This is a genomic window from Streptomyces indicus, assembly GCF_900100315.1.
In the GTDB taxonomy this organism is placed as follows: Bacteria; Actinomycetota; Actinomycetes; order Streptomycetales; family Streptomycetaceae; genus Streptomyces; species Streptomyces indicus.
This window is the reverse complement of sequence record NZ_FNFF01000005.1, coordinates 86,904-101,552: the sequence shown is the minus strand read 5'-3', so window position 1 is coordinate 101,552 and position 14,649 is coordinate 86,904. Positions and strand designations below refer to the sequence as shown.

The following is a 14,649-nucleotide window of genomic DNA, read 5'->3' as shown; positions in this document are numbered from 1 at the left end:
CGGGCCGTCAGCCGGAGCCCTCCCGGCCACCGGTCGGCGGCCCTCAGGCCGTCAGCCGGCGCACCTTGAGGATGTTGTTGGCACGCGTCCGCACGCGGCCGTCGGCCAGCGTCACCTCGTGGTCGTACAGCCGCTCGGTGCGCACCTCCCACTGGCAGGGGGCCAACTGCAGCCCGGCGAGCACCTCCTGGGTCGTCGGGAAGTGCACCTCGGGGTGCGGCCCCGGCTCCCACGAGGGCCAGCCGGCGTGGTCGACGACGAGGAGCGTGCCGCCCGGAGCGACGGCGGCCGCGGCGGTGCGCAGGATCGCGTCGCGGGGGAGGGCGATCAGGGACTGCAGGAAGTGCGCCGAGACCAGGTCGAACGAGCCGGACGGGAAGCTCGTCGCTAGGTCGTGGCGCTGGAAGTCGATCCGCTCGGCCACCCCCGCTTCCCGCGCGTGCCGTGCGGCGCGCTCCAGGGCCACGGCGGAGACGTCCGTGGCCGTCACCTGCCAGCCCTGCCGCGCCAGCCAGATCGCGTCGCCGCCCTCGCCGCAGCCGAGGTCGAGGGCGCGGCCGGGGGTGAGGTCCGCGCTCTCCTCGACGAGTTCGAGGTTGGGGCGGCCGCTGAACAGCTTCTCGCTCTGCCGGTAGCGGCCGTCCCAGAACTCCTGGGCGCTGGGTTCGTCCGTGCCGGTCGTGGTGGGCGTGGTCTCGGTCATCGCTCGGGCCCTTCCGCTCGGGGGTGCGTGGGGCCACCGTGCGCCCGGTCCCGGCTGCGAGGCAAAGCCTGTTGCCGATACGGCAAACCGCCGGCCACGGGCACCGTCGGTGGACAACCCCCGGGTAACGGACTTTGGTCCTGCCGCCCGCGGGACCTTTGCGGGTCCGAAAGGCCCGGAGCCCTCCATAGCCTGGCCCCACGAGCAGCGCTCCGCAGATGGGGCGCCGTGGATCTGAGGATGGGGGAGAGTCGCCCGTGCGTTTCCATTTCGGGCTGCGCGTCGTGGGCTACCGGCCCGATGAGGAGGGCCCGTTGTGCGGTGAGCGCATCGAGTCCGTACCCGGAGGCCTGTACTACTGCGGCGAACGGAAGATGGCCGTCCGCTGCCCGGCCCACACGGGCAGGACCGCCCACGCCGGTACGCGCCGGGCGCACGCGTCCCGCTGACGGCGCCCGCACCTGCCCGCGCTCGCCTGGGAGGCGGGAACCGAGGGGCTGCCCGGGCGGGATCGGGCCATCCGTACGACGATGGTGCTGTGAACCACCCGTATGACGATGACGGCCCGAACGACGACGACCTGAACGACGACGATGTGACCGACGTGGACGCGGGCGAGCGCACCGAGCGTCCGCTCGACAAGAGCGATGTCGCGGCGTGGCTGGCACTGCGCACCGACATCGAGGCGGTCGACCGCACCGGGCACCACCGGGACGCGGACGACCTCGCCGAGGAACTCGCCGATCCCAAGCTGGACTTGGTGGCCGACACGCTCGCCGTGTTCGACGGCGACCAGCTGGTCGCGTACGCCGTGCTGCACACCCCGGAAGGCGCCGTGGACGCGGCCCGTTTCGACGGGGACGCGGGAGTGCATCCGGCCTGGCGCCGCGAGGGCATCGGCACCCGCCTCGTGGAGTTCCTTGACGCGCGGGCGCGGGTGCTGCACGCCGAGCGGTTCGCCGCCCTCGAAGGCCGCCTGCTGGTCACCGGCAAGTCCGGCGACGAGAACCTGCGGGCGCTGACCGGCGCGCTGGGCTTCACGCCCGAGCGCTACTGGTTCGAGATGTCCCACCCGCTCCGGCACGACCGGCCCGAGTCGGTCCCCGCCCCCGAGGGACTGCGGATCGTCCCGTACGAGGACAGGTTCGAGGAGGCGACGCGGCTCGCGCACAACGACGCCTTCCGCGACCACTGGAACTTCACGGTCATGGACGCGACGGACTGGCGCACCTGGGTCACCGGATCGCGTTCCTTCCGGCCCGCGATGAGCCGGTTGCTCGTCGACGGGGACGAGGTCGCGGCGTATCTCATCGCCGAGGAGTCCGAGGCCGACACCGAGGCCTTCGGCGTCCGCGACTGCCACGTCGGGTACTTGGCCACGCGCCGCGCCTACCGGGGCAGGGGTGCGGCGCCCGCGCTGATGGCCGCCACGCTCGACGCCGCGCACCGCGCCGGCTACGACACGGCCTCGCTCACGGTCGACACCGCGAACCCGTCCGGAGCGCTCGGCCTGTACGAGCGGCTCGGGTACACGGTGGCGCGGGAGTTCGTGACGTACGGGCGGGCGCTGGGCTGACGCCGGGCGACCGAACGGCGGCGCGCGCACGGGCCCGGCGCGGCGCCACGAGTGCTTGGGCTCAGGGCCCGGCTTGCGGTGACGCCTGCCGGGCCCACGCGTGCGCGGTCAGGACGCGGCGGCCGGCCGGTGCCCCTCGCCGGCCGCCGCCCGCAGCAGCACCTCGGCCAGCGCGCCGGGCGCCGACAGCATCGGCCAGTGCCCGGTCGGCAGGTCGAAGAGCGTGACATCGCCGTCGAGCAGCCGCTGCGCACGACGGTCACCCGCAGCGATCACGGCCTCCACGAGCGCGATGCTCATCCCGTTCGCGGTGCAGAAGACACCGGACGCGGGCAGTTCGAGCGCCTTGCCGGTCAGGCGCAAGGGCTGGGTGAGGGTCCCGATGGGCTGGGGCGCGGCCAGGCGCGCGAGCCGTTCACGCCCCGCCTCGTCGATGCCCTCCAGGCTGCCCCAGGTCATCGTGTCCGTGAGCGGCGGAGGCAGCAGCGTATGACCGTCCTCGCTGCGCGCGATCCGCCCCGTCACGTGGTCGGAGGCCTCCTCCGGTGCCACGTCGAGCACCGATTCGCCGTCCTCGGGTGCGCCGGTGTCCACGTACACGATCCGCTCGACGCGCTCGGGCCTGCGGTCGGCGGCGCCGAGCACCGGGAAGATGCCGTAGCAGTGCCCGACGAGGACGAGTTTCGGTGCGTCGGCGTGGTCGATCAGCTGCACCACGTCCTCGATGTGCGTCGCCAAGTCCGTGGCCGGCGTGGCGAGATGGCGCCGGTCCCCGTACCCGGTGAGGGTCCCCGGATGCACCTCCGCGCCCGTGTCCCGCAGCTGTGCGGCGACATCGCGCCAGATCCAGCCGCCCGTGTAGCCGCCCGATACGAGGACGTATCCCGCGTTGCCCGTCATGACCTCGCTCCTCTCCCGCGGCGGCCGGATCGTCGGGCCGCCGCGCCGGAGTGCACGGTAGGAGCTCCCCTCGGGGGAGGTTCAAGTCCCTGCAGGCAGACCGCGACCCGAGCGGTTCACGCGGGGTAGTCCTTGAGCCGGACCACGGCGCCGCGCTCCGTGTGCGGCATGCCCGCGGCGAGCATGTCAAGGAGCTCCTGCGTGGGCGTGCCCATGAAGAAGGCCTCCGCGCCCTCGCGTCCCGCCTTCTGGTGCTCGGCCACGAAGCCCCGCATCTCACGCTCGTACGCGGCGAAGGCCCGCACGTGATCGCCGCCCGCGGCGGCGAGTTCGCCCGCGAGCACATACGCGCCGATCAGCGCCTGCGAGGTGCCGCGGCCCGAGGTGGGCGCCGCGCAGTACCCGGCGTCGCCGAGCAGCGTGATCCGGCCCCTGGACCAGCTCTCCATCTCCACCTGGGCATTGGCGTCGAAGTACAGGTCCTCGCAGGCCGCCACCTCTCGCAGCAGCCGGGGGATCTCCCAGCCCTCGCCGGCGAAGCGCCGGGCCAGGATCCGCCGTTGCTCCGCCAGATCGTGCCGGTCGTACGCGAAGCGCTCCGAGGCGAAGTGCAGGGCGGCCCGCGCCTCCGTGTTGCCGCGCGCGCTGAAGATGTTCGCGGCCTTGCCGGGCACGCTGTACAACAGGCCTGTGTGCTCCAGACCCAGATAGTTGTCCAGGCTGAACACGGCCGAGTAGATCCCGAGATGGCGCAGGAACCGCTCCTCGGGGCCGAACGCGAGCGCCCGCGTGCGCGAGTGCAGCCCGTCCGCACCGACCACGAGGTCGAAGGTGCGGGGAGCGCCCCGCTCGAACTCCACGCGGACCCCGTCCGCCTGTTCCTCCAGGCGCGTCACCGAGTCGCCGAACACGTACTCGGCGACGTCGCACGTCACCTCGTGCAGCAGCCGCGTGAGGTCGCCCTTCAGGATCTCCAGATCGCCCGCGTACACGACGGCGGGCAGGGTGGCGTACGGCCTGCCGTCCGCGTCCACCATGGTCGCGTCGCCCATCTGCGTGTCCAGGGCCCGGACTTGACCGAGCAGCCCCATCCGGTCGAGGACGTCGAGTGCCTCGCCGCGGAAGTCGACCGCGAAGCCGCCGTCGCGCAGCCGAGGGGCGCGTTCGACGACCGTGGCGGTGTGGCCGTGCCGGTGCAGCCAGTAGGCGAGGGCCTGGCCCGCGACGCCGGCTCCGGAGATGAGGATGTTCATGGTGGGCTCCTCGAAGGCAGATGCGTGTACGTCGGAGGGGTGCGGAGACCTTGCGTACGTGGCGTACGCGGTCCCGTTGCGTACAACGTACGAAGCAAGTAGTCCTGCCACTAGGGGAGTTGACGTCAATCCGTCCTAGTGCGCTAGCTTGAGTGCACTAGGGCAGTGGGAGCGGGGAGGGGCCAGGATGGCCGAGCGGCCGCCGTATCTGAGGATCGCGGACACGATGGAAGCGCGGATCGAGACGGGGGAGTTGAGGCCGGGCGACCGTGTGCCGTCCACCCGGCAGATCCGGCTGCGCTGGGGTGTGGCCATCGCCACCGCCACGAAGGTCCTTGCCGCGTTGCAGCAGAGGGGGCTGGTGCGCGCGGTGCCGGGCGTCGGCACGGTGGTCGCCGAGAGGGTGGTCGCCGAGACGGTGACACCGGGAAGACGGAAGCCCCGGACCGAGCCTGTGGAGCCCGGCCCGGAGGGCCCGCAGGCGGAGATCGTCCGCACCGCGCTCCGGATCGCCGACGCGGAGGGACTCCAGGCGCTGACCATGCGCCGGATCGCCACCGCCCTGGACACCGCGACGATGTCCCTCTACCGCCATGTGCGCAACAAGGACGAGCTGATCGCCCTCATGGCCGACGCCGCCTTCGCGGGACGCCCGCTGCCCGCCGCGTACGAAGGGTGGCGTGAACGCCTCGAGCAGTGCGCGCACACGCAGTGGGGCCTCTATCAGGCGCACCCGTGGCTGGCCCGCACCATGAGCCTGAGCCGGCCGCTGCTCGTGCCGCACGGCATGATGCACATCGACGCGATGCTGCGTGCCCTCGACGGCCTCGGGCTCGACGACAACGCCCGCATGCACACGGCGGTCACGCTCTTCGGCTACGTGCGGGGCGCCGCCGCCGACCTGGAGGCGGAGGCGGCGGCGACGCGCGACACCGGGCGGGACGGCGAGCAGTGGCTGCGCGCACGGGAGGCCGAGTTGAGCAGACTGCTCACCGACGGCGCCCTGGCTGCCTTCCAGTCCGTACGCCGGGCCCCGGGCGTGGAGATCGGGGTCGACTCGCTCTTCGCGTACGGACTGGAACGGTTCCTGGACGGAGTGGCGGCGCTGATCGACGCCAGGCGACCGGCCGAATCCTGAGCCCGAGCTGGACGGCCGGCCGCATCACTGGTGGCTACGGCCGGCTCAGTGCAGGACCTTCAGGCCGACCACGCAGCCGACGATGCCGGCGAGGAAGAGCAGCTTCAGAGCCGAGACGGGCTCACCGTCGAAGATCATCGCGTATGTGACGGTGAGGACCGCGCCGATGCCGACCCAGACCGCGTACCCGGTGCCCACCGGGAGCGTGCGCAGAGCGAAGGCGAGACCGCCCATGCTCGCGACGAGCCCCACGCCGAAGATCACGGTCGGTACGACGCGCGAGAAGCCCTCGGACTTGCCCAGTGCGGTGGCCCAGACGGCCTCGAGCATGCCGGAGATGACCAGAACGATCCATGCCATGACGACGACTCCCTAGGCACCGTCGTCAACATCCGGGTACGGCGCGCCTCGTCCGGGAGCCGGTTGGGGCTCTGCCGCCATGATCGCACAAACGGGCGGAAGCGGGCCATGTCGCCCGTGGTGACCTCGGCCACCAGGCCCTGCCGCGGCGGCCTTCAGACCATCGCGCGGCGGGCACCGGACCCCCTGCCGCGGCCCGGGGTCGAGACGAGGTCGCAACGGGCTAGGCGGGGGAGTCCGCCTCGTCGTTGTAGCGGGTCAAGTAGGCCGCGAACCGGTCGAGTTCGGCCGGTTCCCAGTCCGCGAGACGGGCGTGGAAGGCCTGGCTGCGCCGGTCGGCGGCCTGGGCGAGCACCTGCTCGCCCTGCTCGGTCAGATGCAGCAGCTGCATGCGGTGGTCGTCGGGATCGGTCCTGCGCTCGACATGCCCGGCCCGCTCCAGCGCGGCCACCTGCCGGCTCACGGTCGACTTGTCGAGGAGGTAATACGCGGCCAGGTCCGTGGCGCGACAGCCGCCCTGGTCCTCGAGGTGGGCGAGCAGCGTGAACGACACCAGCGACAGCTCCGGATGCATCCGTGCCGCGGCCGCCCGTGCGCGCCGGGCGAAGGCGGTGAGCTCGCGCTGGATGGTGGCCACCGCGTCCTCGCGCCCCTGCTCGTCCGCCGCGCCTGCCGAACCGGTCATGGTTGCTCCCTCGGAATAAGTAGTTGTAGAGTACATCCATCGAAACGGTTGTAAAAGCCAACTATCAGCTCTGAGGAACGCAGACGTGAGCGGAACACACCGGCAGGATCACGGAACCCACCACCCGGCCCAGGCGGCGCCCAAGGCGCGCCTGCTCGGCTCGGCGCCGCCCGGCACCCTGCGCCATGTCGTCACGCACCTGCTCACACCGCTCCTGATGTGCCTCGGCATGGGCCTCGCCTACCTTGGCGCCTTCGCCCACCCGGAGCCCCACCTGCTGCCCGTCGCGGTCGTCGGCAGCGGGGCCGAGGTGCGGGTCCTCGCGCAGGAGCTGCACGACAGGACCGGCGACGCGCTCGACGTGCGGACCCTGCCCGACCGCGCGGCGGCCGAGCAGGCGCTGAAGACCCGTGACATCGCCGGCGCGTACCTGCCGGACAGCTCCGGCCTGCTCGTGGCCACCGCCGGATCCGACACCAGCGCCACCGCCGCGGAGAAGGTCTTCACGCCGGTGGCCGAGAAGCAGGGCAAGCCGCTGCACGTCACCGACGTGGTGCCGCCGGCCGCCGGCGACCCCACGGGCCAGGGTGTCTTCTTCCTGCTGGTCGCGCTGAGCATCGGTTCCTACGCCTCGGTGGCCGCCCTCGGCGCCGCGGGCGGCGCGCTGCCGATGCGGATCCGGGCCCTCTTCGTCGCCGGAACCTCCTTCGTCGTCAGCCTGATCGGCACCGCCTTCGCCGGACCGGTCTTCCACCTCGTCGACCACCACCTGTGGGGCCTGTGGGCGATGTCCTGGCTGTACGCGGCCGGGATCCTGTTCCTCGGCGTGGGGCTGCACACCTTCCTCAAGCGCTGGACGACGCTCGGCGTGATGGTCCTGTTCGTGATGCTCAACTTCACGAGCTCGGGCGGGATCTTCCGGCCCGAGCTGCAGAACGGCTTCTTCGGTTCGCTGCACGCCTTCTGGAACGGCGCCGGGTTCATCGAGGGCGTCCGCTCGCTCGTCTACTTCGGAGGCCACGATTTGGCGCGGCACGTGTGGACCTTGGCGGCCTGGCTGGTGGTCGCCCTGGGCGTGGTCGTCGTCGCCGGGCTCACGGAGCGGCGCCGGACGGCGGCGGCCGCGGTCGAGGGCGCGCAGAACGTCTCGGCGTCCGGGCCGGCGCCGCAGGCCCGCAAGGACGCTTCCCGCGAACGGGCCGAGGAGGAAGAGGAGATGGAGGAGGCGGTCGCCGTCTGAGGCTGCCGGACGCCCTCCGAGGCTGCCGGTCGCCGTCCGAGACGGCCGGATCCGTGAACGAGGCCGCGTGTTCCCGTGCCGGGGACGCGCGGCCTTTCGCATGCGGGGAGGTGGCCACGACGCGGCGGGGCATCGCGTACGAGATCCGCCTACCAGACCCGCGTACGGCCCCGATATCCGGGCGACGCCGATCGCGTCGAATGCCAGACTGCGCGCATGACTTCGACCACGCACCAGCCGTCCGGCCGTCCCGCACCCGACCAGGCCGCCGAGGTGGCGCCCCCGGGCGCCGACCCGCAGGCCAAGGCCCATCTCCAGCGCTACCTCCAGTCCGCTCGCGAGGCCCTGCTCTGGAAGCTGGAAGGGCTGTCGGAGTACGACCTGCGGCGCCCGCTCACACCCACGGGCACGAACCTGCTCGGTCTGGTGAAGCACGTGGCCGGCACGGAGGCGGGGTATCTGGGCGACGTGTTCGGCCGGCCCTTCCCCCAGGAGCTGCCGTGGATGGCCGAGGACGCCGAGGACAACGCCGACATGTGGGCCACGCCCGAGGAGTCGCGCGAGGAGATCGAGGATCTCTACCGCCGGGTGTGGCGGCACTCGGACGCGACCGTCGACGCACTCGCGCTGGGCGCCCCGGGCCGGGTGCCGTGGTGGCACCCCGAGCGCAGGGAGGTCACGCTGGAGCAGATCCTCGTCCACATGATCGCCGAGACCCACCGGCACGCCGGGCACGCCGACATCGTCCGCGAACTCGTCGACGGCTCGGTGGGCATGCGCCAGGGCAACGAGAACCTGCCCTCGACGGAGGCGAGCTGGTGGCAGACCCATTACGACCGCGTCGAGGCCGCCGCCAAGGAGGCGGATCAGGGCTGACCCGGTCCGCGGGAGGACGGGCCGGACTACGGTACGGCCATGAGACGACGGCACCTGTGCGTGGTCCTGGGAGCGGTCGGGCGGATCGAGCGGTGGCGGGCCGACTGGGATCCGGTCATGGCCGCCGCGGTCCCGGCCCATGTGACCGTCGCGTACCCCGAGGAGACCGCCGACGAGCGGCTGCTGATCGAGCGTGCGGAGCAACTCGCCGCCGACGGCGGGCCGTTCAGGCTCGGCCTCGGCGAGGTCCGGGCCGTCGGCGACGGGACGCAGGGGGTGTACGTGGCGGTGGACGACGTGGACGGCGGCTGGGCGCGTCTGCGGACGCGGCTGCTCGCCCCGCCGCTGCTCCGGCGCGACCTTCCCGCCCACGTCACGCTCGCCCATCCCCGGACGAGCGCACGCGGCGCGAGCTGCTGGGCCGCGCTCGCCGGACGGTACGTCGGGGCGCGGGTCACGGTGGGGGAGCTGCTGCGGACCGAGACCGAGTACCGGCCGGGAATGCCGCCGGAGTTCACGGTGGTGCGGCGCTTTCCCCTGCACGGAGCGCAGGCCGCGTGAGTGCCCGGACCGTGCAGGAGGTGCCGGTCGCACCTGGCGCATCCGTGTCCCGATAACCCGAGGCGCGGGATCACGCCCCCACGTACAGTCTCCGCATGCCCGTACTGCAACGCCTGAGCCTCGCCCACGCACCGGCCCTGCTCGCCTTCGAACAGGAGAACCGGGCCCACTTCGCCGCCTCCGTGCCCGACCGCGGCGATGCCTTCTTCGCCGAGTTCGACGCGCTGCTGCGCGACCGGCTCGCGGAACAGGACGCGGGCGTGTGCCACTTTCATGTCCTCGTGGACACCGAAGGGGCCGTCCTCGGCCGGGTCAATCTGGTCGACGCGGCCGACGGCGAGGCCGAGTTGGGCTACCGCATCGCGAAGGCCGCGAGCGGCCGCGGGCTCGCGACCGCGGCCGTACGGCAGGTGTGCGCGCTCGCCGCCGAGGAGTACGGCCTCACCGCGCTGCGCGCCGTCACCACCGAGGACAACCCCGCCTCGCAGACCGTGCTCACCCGCAGCGGATTCGAGGTCACCGGAGCGCTCGTCGTCGACGGCCGGCCGGGACTCGCCTACCGCAGACAACTCTGAGCGGGGCAACGGCCGTTCACGCCGTGGGCAGCTTGCACACCGCGTCGATGCCGAGGACGTGGTTGAGCCGGCCGAAGGCCAGCCACGAGCCGATGCTCATGCTCAGCTCCACGATCTCCTTCTGCGAGTAGTGGGCCGTCATCCGGTCCCAGAACTCCTCGTCGAGATTGTGGTGGTCGACCGCGTAGCGCTCCGCGTACTCGGCCGCCAGGCGCGTACGGTCGTCGAACGCGTCGGTCGTGCGCCACTGCTCGACGGCTTCGAGGAAGGAGTCCTCGACCTTCTCCTCGCCGTCGCGCTCGGTGCGCCAGTCCAGGCAGAGCGTGCACCCGTTGATCTGCGCGATCCGCAGCCGGGCCGCCTCGAACTCCCTGAGGCCCAGGGTCGAATGGGCGTACACGGACAGCGAGTACGCGGCGGCGGCCCGCCCGATGTGCGGGACCATGTCGTCCCAGACGTAGCCGATGGGCTCCTGGCCGTCGGGAATGTCGATGATCATGACTGCTTCCTTCCGAGTCGCCCGACCGCGGGCCGCAGCGGGACGTCGAGTGCGTCGTAGAGTCCGGGCGGTTCCTGGGCGAGCCAGTCGATCGCGCCGACCAGGCGGCCCACCGCGGTGGCGTTGCCGCCCGCCGAGCGGTTCTCGCCCTCGTCGGTCGCCTCGACGGAGACCTCGATCCGCGGCTGTCCCTCGATGATCACGCGGTGGGCGCCGGAGCCGTTCGCGGGCTGCGGCCAGTCCGGGGCGCACGAGGGGTGGATCCGCGTGACGTGCTCGATCACGAGACGCGGCTCGCCGTCGACGATGCCCTGCACCTCGAAACGGATCGCGCCCTGCGTGCCCGCCTCGAACTCGCCCATCGACGGCGTGGAGACGGTCTCCTCCAGCGGCCGGCGCTCCATCGTCTCGCGGATGTCCTCCAGCTCGACGCCGAGCGCGCGGGCCATCAGGCGCAGCTGGCCGCCCCAGATCATCGTCGGCACCGTCTCGATGAGCATCGGCGCCATGTAGTCCAGGGGCTGGCCGAAGCCGACCGAGTAGCGGACCGCGTCGGGTTGTTCGTACGTGGAGTAGTCGAAGATCTCCTGGCAGCGGATGGCGTCGATCCGCGAGCCGAGGCCGCTGAGCAGCGCCGGCAGGATGTCGTTGCCCCAACCCGGGTCGACACCGGAGACGAACAGCGAGCCGCCGCCCTCCTCGACCGCGTCGAGCAGCGGCCGGCGCAGCTCGTCCGGGGTGTTGCGGATGTCGTAGAGGCCGTACAGGGCGCAGGTGACGACCACCGCACCGGCCCGCAGGGCCCGGCCGATGTCGGCGAGCGCCTCGTCGGGCCGCAGGTCGCCGGAGGCCGCGTACACCACGGCGCGGGGTTTCCTGGCGAGCACCGCGTCGATGTCGTCGGTCGCCGCGACACCCGTCTCGGCGTCCAGATGGCCGAGTTCGCCGGCGTCGCGGCCCACCTTGTCCGGGCTGTGCACGATCACGTCGGTGAGTTCGAGCTCGGGGTGCGCGTCGACCGCGCGGATGGCCAGGCGGCCGACATTTCCGGTACCCCAGACAACCGTGGAAATCATGCGCGGAGGGTAGCTGTCGGCCCCTGCGGTTGGTAGAGCCTTGACCGAAGGATTTGACGGGCCGTCAGAACGGTGCTCGACGTGCCCTGCGGCGCACCCGCGAGGCCCCCTGTGATGGACTGGGAGGCCCCGCGCACCGTCCACTCCAGGAGCCGCCCCATGACCCTCTCGTACCGCCAGCCGGGTGCCGTCCTCACCGATCGTGTCTTCACCGTGCCGCTCGACCACGACCGGCCGGGCGGCGAGACCATCGAGGTGTACGGACGGGAAGTGGTCCACCCCGGCAAGGCGGGCGAGGATCTGCCGTGGCTCGTCTACCTGGAGGGCGGCCCCGGCTGCAAGGCGCGCCGGTTCGTCGGCGCACAGGCCTGGCTGGAGCGGGCGCTCAAGGACTACCGGGTGCTGCTGCTCGACCAGCGCGGCACGGGCCGCTCCACCCCCGCCGACCGGCAGACCCTGGCCCTGCGCGGCGGACCGCGGGAACAGGCGGACTACCTGGCCCACTTCCGCGCCGACGCGATCGTGCGCGACTGCGAGCTGATCCGGCGCGAGCTGACCGGCGGTGCGCCCTGGTCGGTGCTCGGCCAGAGCTTCGGCGGCTTCTGCGCCGTGCACTACCTGTCCGCGGCGCCCGAAGGGCTCGCCGAGGTCCTGATCACCGGCGGACTGCCCTCGCTCGACGCGAGCGCCGACGACGTGTACCGCGCCGGCTACCCGCGCGTCGCGCGCAAGGTCGCCGCGCACTACGCCCGCTACCCGCAGGACGTGGACCGGGCCCGCGCGATCGCCGCCCACCTCGTCGAGCACGGGCCCGTCACGCTGAACGGCGGCTACCGCCTGGGCGTCGAGGCCTTCCAGTCGCTCGGCATGATGCTCGGCACCGGCGACGGCAGCCACCGGCTGCACTACCTCCTGGAGAACGCCTTCGTCCGCACCCCGCACGGCCCCGCCTTCTCGGACACCTTCCAGGAGGAGGTCCAGACGGCGCTCTCCTTCGCGGCGCGGCCCCTGTACGCGGTGCTCCACGAGGCCATCTACGCCCAGGGCGGGCAGGCCACCGCCTGGGCGGCCGAGCGCGTACGGGCCGAGTTCCCGCAGTTCGACGCGGAGAAGGCGCTGGCCGACGGGGCGCCGCTGCTGTTCACCGGTGAATCCATCCACCCGTGGATGTTCGGGGCCGACCCCGCACTCGCCCCGCTGCGCGAGACGGCCGACCTGCTCGCCGCCCGCACCGACTGGCCGGACCGGCTCTACGCCCCGGAGGTCCTGGCGCGCAACGAGGTGCCGGTCGCGGCGGTGGTGTACCACGACGACATGTACGTGGACACCGCCCACTCGCTTGAGACGGCGCGTGCGATCCGGGGCCTGCGCACCTGGGTGACGGACGAGTACGAGCACGACGGCGTGCGGGCCGGTGGCACGCGGGTCCTGGACCGGGCGCTGGGGTTGGTGCGGGGCGAGCTCTGACCCAAGGTGAGCTGTGACCCGGCCGCCCCGGCTCGGCGGGCACCCGCCGCCGGGCCGCCGTAGCGTCGGAACGCGGCGGCGGAGCTGAGCGCGGCCGCGCGGACCAGGCGCCCGGCCGGAAGGAGCCGTCGTGCTGCGCAGAGGAATCGTGGCGGCGCTCGCCCTCGTGGCGCTGGGCTGCGCCGCCCTGGCGATGGCCGTTTCACCCTGGTGGTGGCTGCTCGCCGCGCCGCTCCTCGGCTGCACCGCCGTCGGCACGTACGACGTGCTCCAGCGCCGCCACTCCGTGCTGCGGAACTACCCGGTCATCGGGCACCTGCGCTATCTGATGGAGCTGATCAGGCCCGAGGTGCAGCAGTACTTCATCGAGCGGCACTACGACGGGCGGCCCTTCGACCGCGAGACCCGCGAGACGGTCTACGAGCGGGCCAAGGGCGTCTTCGGCGACGACCCCTTCGGCACCCAGCTGTCGGTGTACGAGCCGGGCTACGAGTACTTCACGCACTCGGTCAAGCCCACGCCGGTGCCCGAGCGGCCGCCGACCGTGCGGCTGGGCGCGGCGACCTGCGCGCAGCCGTACGACATGGCGCTTCTGAACGTGTCGGCGATGAGCTTCGGCTCGCTCTCCCCGCAGGCGATCCTCGCGCTCAACCGGGGCGCGTCCGAGGGCGGGTTCGCGCACGACACCGGCGAGGGCGGCATCTCCGAGTACCACCTGCGCCACGGCGGCGACCTGGTGTGGGAGATCGGCACCGGCTACTTCGGCTGCCGCACCGACGCAGGGGGCTTCGACGAGCGGGAGTTCGCCGAGAAGGCCGCGCAGGACGCCGTGCGCTGCGTGGAGCTGAAGCTCTCCCAGGGCGCCAAGCCGGGCAAGGGCGGTGTGCTGCCGGGGGCGAAGGTGAACGCCGAGGTCGCCCGCGTACGCGACGTACCGGAGGGCGAGACCGTCATCTCGCCCGGATACCACCAGGTCTTCTCGACCCCGCGCGAACTCGTCCGCTTCATCGGGCACATGCGGGAACTCGCGGGCGGCAAACCGGCAGGATTCAAGCTGTGCGTGGGCACCCGGCGCGATGTCCTCGCCGTCTGCAAGGCCGCGCTCGAAGAGCAGATCTGGCCGGACTTCATCGTGGTCGACGGCGCCGAAGGCGGCACCGGGGCGGCCCCGATGGAGTTCGTGGACCATGTGGGCACCCCGCTGACCGAGGGCCTGAACATCGTGCACAACGCCCTCGTCGGGACCGGCCTGCGCGACCGCGTGCGGATCGGCGCGAGCGGCAAGGTCGCGACGGGCGCGGACATCGTCAAACGCCTGATCCAGGGCGCCGATTACACCAACGCGGCCCGCGCGATGATGTTCGCCGTCGGCTGCATCCAGGCGCAGCGCTGCCACACCAACACCTGTCCGGTCGGTGTGGCCACGCAGGACCCGGCCCGGGCCGGGGCGCTCGATGTGGAGGACAAGTACCGGCGCGTACGGCGCTTCCAGGAGGCCACCGTGCACAGCGCCCTCGAGATCATGGCCGCGATGGGTGTGGACGACCCGGGTCTGCTGCGGCCGCACATGCTGCGCCGCCGCGTCTCGCACGAACGCGTCACCTCGTACGCCGACCTGTTCACCTGGCTCGAACCGGGAGCCCTCCTCGAAGGGCGCGGGCTCCCGGACGAGTGGGCGCGGGCCTGGGACCGGGCGGACCCGGACGCGTTCACGGCCTGATCCGGCCCGCCGCCGTCAAG

At 72.4% G+C, this 14,649-nt stretch carries 16 protein-coding genes and 1 riboswitch; of the genes, 9 read left to right on the top strand and 7 right to left on the bottom strand.

Annotation, left to right across the window (positions count from 1 at the left end):
• Nucleotides 1–43: 43 nt before the first annotated feature.
• On the bottom strand, nt 44–703 hold the full coding sequence (locus tag BLT97_RS15000; RefSeq protein ID WP_093610208.1) for an SAM-dependent methyltransferase: 660 nt from the start codon (nt 701–703) through the stop codon (nt 44–46).
• Nucleotides 704–960: 257 nt separating this feature from the next.
• Here BLT97_RS15000 and BLT97_RS14995 point away from each other — a divergent pair, with 257 nt between their 5' ends.
• Both BLT97_RS14995 and BLT97_RS14990 read left to right on the top strand, forming a co-directional pair.
• Nucleotides 961–1,152 carry a hypothetical protein gene (locus BLT97_RS14995; RefSeq protein ID WP_093610206.1) on the top strand — a complete coding sequence of 64 codons (192 nt, stop codon included), beginning with the start codon at nt 961–963 and terminating at the stop codon, nt 1,150–1,152.
• 89 nt (nt 1,153–1,241) lie between these two features.
• The gene (locus BLT97_RS14990) at nt 1,242–2,279 is read left to right on the top strand and encodes a GNAT family N-acetyltransferase (RefSeq protein ID WP_093610204.1); all 1,038 of its coding nucleotides are present in this window, start codon (nt 1,242–1,244) and stop codon (nt 2,277–2,279) included.
• Between the two features lie 108 nt (nt 2,280–2,387).
• Here BLT97_RS14990 and BLT97_RS14985 read toward each other — a convergent pair whose 3' ends face one another.
• Nucleotides 2,388–3,179, bottom strand: coding sequence for an alpha/beta fold hydrolase (locus BLT97_RS14985; protein ID WP_093610202.1), 792 nt, complete (start codon nt 3,177–3,179; stop codon nt 2,388–2,390).
• Between the two features lie 116 nt (nt 3,180–3,295).
• The gene (locus tag BLT97_RS14980; RefSeq protein ID WP_093610200.1) at nt 3,296–4,432 is read right to left on the bottom strand and encodes an FAD-dependent monooxygenase; all 1,137 of its coding nucleotides are present in this window, start codon (nt 4,430–4,432) and stop codon (nt 3,296–3,298) included.
• Nucleotides 4,433–4,619: 187 nt separating this feature from the next.
• Between BLT97_RS14980 and BLT97_RS14975 the strand changes: the two genes are divergently transcribed.
• Entirely contained in the window at nt 4,620–5,570 is a 951-nt protein-coding gene (locus tag BLT97_RS14975) for a TetR/AcrR family transcriptional regulator C-terminal domain-containing protein (RefSeq protein WP_093610198.1), read from the top strand.
• A gap of 45 nt (nt 5,571–5,615) precedes the next feature.
• Here the strand turns inward: BLT97_RS14975 and BLT97_RS14970 are convergent, their stop codons facing one another.
• Together BLT97_RS14970 and BLT97_RS14965 are read right to left on the bottom strand one after the other, a co-directional pair.
• Nucleotides 5,616–5,930, bottom strand: a complete 315-nt coding sequence (locus BLT97_RS14970) for a DMT family transporter (protein WP_093610196.1) — start codon at nt 5,928–5,930, stop codon at nt 5,616–5,618.
• A gap of 13 nt (nt 5,931–5,943) precedes the next feature.
• Nucleotides 5,944–6,005: riboswitch (guanidine-III (ykkC-III) riboswitch) on the bottom strand.
• Between the two features lie 148 nt (nt 6,006–6,153).
• Nucleotides 6,154–6,615 (bottom strand): MarR family winged helix-turn-helix transcriptional regulator, encoded by a 462-nt coding sequence (locus BLT97_RS14965; protein ID WP_093610194.1) that lies wholly within the window; start codon nt 6,613–6,615, stop codon nt 6,154–6,156.
• Nucleotides 6,616–6,700: 85 nt separating this feature from the next.
• Here BLT97_RS14965 and BLT97_RS14960 point away from each other — a divergent pair, with 85 nt between their 5' ends.
• From BLT97_RS14960 to BLT97_RS14945, 4 genes are all read left to right on the top strand, one after another.
• A complete protein-coding gene (locus tag BLT97_RS14960; RefSeq protein ID WP_425442713.1) occupies nt 6,701–7,855 on the top strand; it encodes an ABC-2 transporter permease in 1,155 nt (384 codons plus the stop codon).
• Nucleotides 7,856–8,071: 216 nt separating this feature from the next.
• The gene (locus BLT97_RS14955) at nt 8,072–8,731 is read left to right on the top strand and encodes a DinB family protein (RefSeq protein ID WP_093610192.1); all 660 of its coding nucleotides are present in this window, start codon (nt 8,072–8,074) and stop codon (nt 8,729–8,731) included.
• A gap of 39 nt (nt 8,732–8,770) precedes the next feature.
• Nucleotides 8,771–9,292 (top strand): 2'-5' RNA ligase family protein, encoded by a 522-nt coding sequence (locus BLT97_RS14950; protein WP_093610190.1) that lies wholly within the window; start codon nt 8,771–8,773, stop codon nt 9,290–9,292.
• A 95-nt stretch (nt 9,293–9,387) separates the two neighbouring features.
• Complete coding sequence (locus tag BLT97_RS14945) at nt 9,388–9,867, top strand: GNAT family N-acetyltransferase (RefSeq protein ID WP_093610188.1); 480 nt, start codon at nt 9,388–9,390, stop codon at nt 9,865–9,867.
• 16 nt (nt 9,868–9,883) lie between these two features.
• On the opposite strand, the gene BLT97_RS14940 is transcribed toward BLT97_RS14945, so the two are convergent.
• Nucleotides 9,884–10,366 carry a carboxymuconolactone decarboxylase family protein gene (locus tag BLT97_RS14940; RefSeq protein ID WP_093610186.1) on the bottom strand — a complete coding sequence of 161 codons (483 nt, stop codon included), beginning with the start codon at nt 10,364–10,366 and terminating at the stop codon, nt 9,884–9,886.
• Nucleotides 10,363–11,442, bottom strand: coding sequence for an NAD(P)H-dependent amine dehydrogenase family protein (locus tag BLT97_RS14935; protein WP_093610184.1), 1,080 nt, complete (start codon nt 11,440–11,442; stop codon nt 10,363–10,365). Before BLT97_RS14935 ends, BLT97_RS14940 begins: the two co-directional genes overlap by 4 nt.
• A 159-nt stretch (nt 11,443–11,601) precedes the next feature.
• On the opposite strand from BLT97_RS14935, the gene BLT97_RS14930 reads away from it, so the two are divergent.
• Together BLT97_RS14930 and BLT97_RS14925 are read left to right on the top strand one after the other, a co-directional pair.
• Nucleotides 11,602–12,909, top strand: a complete 1,308-nt coding sequence (locus tag BLT97_RS14930) for an alpha/beta fold hydrolase (protein ID WP_093610182.1) — start codon at nt 11,602–11,604, stop codon at nt 12,907–12,909.
• Between the two features lie 130 nt (nt 12,910–13,039).
• Nucleotides 13,040–14,629, top strand: coding sequence for an FMN-binding glutamate synthase family protein (locus BLT97_RS14925; protein WP_425442712.1), 1,590 nt, complete (start codon nt 13,040–13,042; stop codon nt 14,627–14,629).
• The last annotated feature ends 20 nt before the right edge of the window (nt 14,630–14,649 follow it).

Bases quoted from the DNA above. Each gene is read 5' to 3' on its own strand.
- BLT97_RS14950 (WP_093610190.1), top strand. From the start codon at position 8,771: ATGAGACGACGGCACCTGTGCGTGGTCCTGGGAGCGGTCGGGCGGATC.
- BLT97_RS14970 (WP_093610196.1), bottom strand. From the start codon at position 5,930: ATGGCATGGATCGTTCTGGTCATCTCCGGCATGCTCGAGGCCGTCTGG.
- BLT97_RS14955 (WP_093610192.1), top strand. From the start codon at position 8,072: ATGACTTCGACCACGCACCAGCCGTCCGGCCGTCCCGCACCCGACCAG.
- BLT97_RS14965 (WP_093610194.1), bottom strand. From the start codon at position 6,615: ATGACCGGTTCGGCAGGCGCGGCGGACGAGCAGGGGCGCGAGGACGCG.
- BLT97_RS14945 (WP_093610188.1), top strand. From the start codon at position 9,388: ATGCCCGTACTGCAACGCCTGAGCCTCGCCCACGCACCGGCCCTGCTC.
- BLT97_RS14930 (WP_093610182.1), top strand. From the start codon at position 11,602: ATGACCCTCTCGTACCGCCAGCCGGGTGCCGTCCTCACCGATCGTGTC.
- BLT97_RS14975 (WP_093610198.1), top strand. From the start codon at position 4,620: ATGGCCGAGCGGCCGCCGTATCTGAGGATCGCGGACACGATGGAAGCG.
- BLT97_RS14935 (WP_093610184.1), bottom strand. From the start codon at position 11,442: ATGATTTCCACGGTTGTCTGGGGTACCGGAAATGTCGGCCGCCTGGCC.
- BLT97_RS14985 (WP_093610202.1), bottom strand. From the start codon at position 3,179: ATGACGGGCAACGCGGGATACGTCCTCGTATCGGGCGGCTACACGGGC.
- BLT97_RS15000 (WP_093610208.1), bottom strand. From the start codon at position 703: ATGACCGAGACCACGCCCACCACGACCGGCACGGACGAACCCAGCGCC.
- BLT97_RS14980 (WP_093610200.1), bottom strand. From the start codon at position 4,432: ATGAACATCCTCATCTCCGGAGCCGGCGTCGCGGGCCAGGCCCTCGCC.
- BLT97_RS14940 (WP_093610186.1), bottom strand. From the start codon at position 10,366: ATGATCATCGACATTCCCGACGGCCAGGAGCCCATCGGCTACGTCTGG.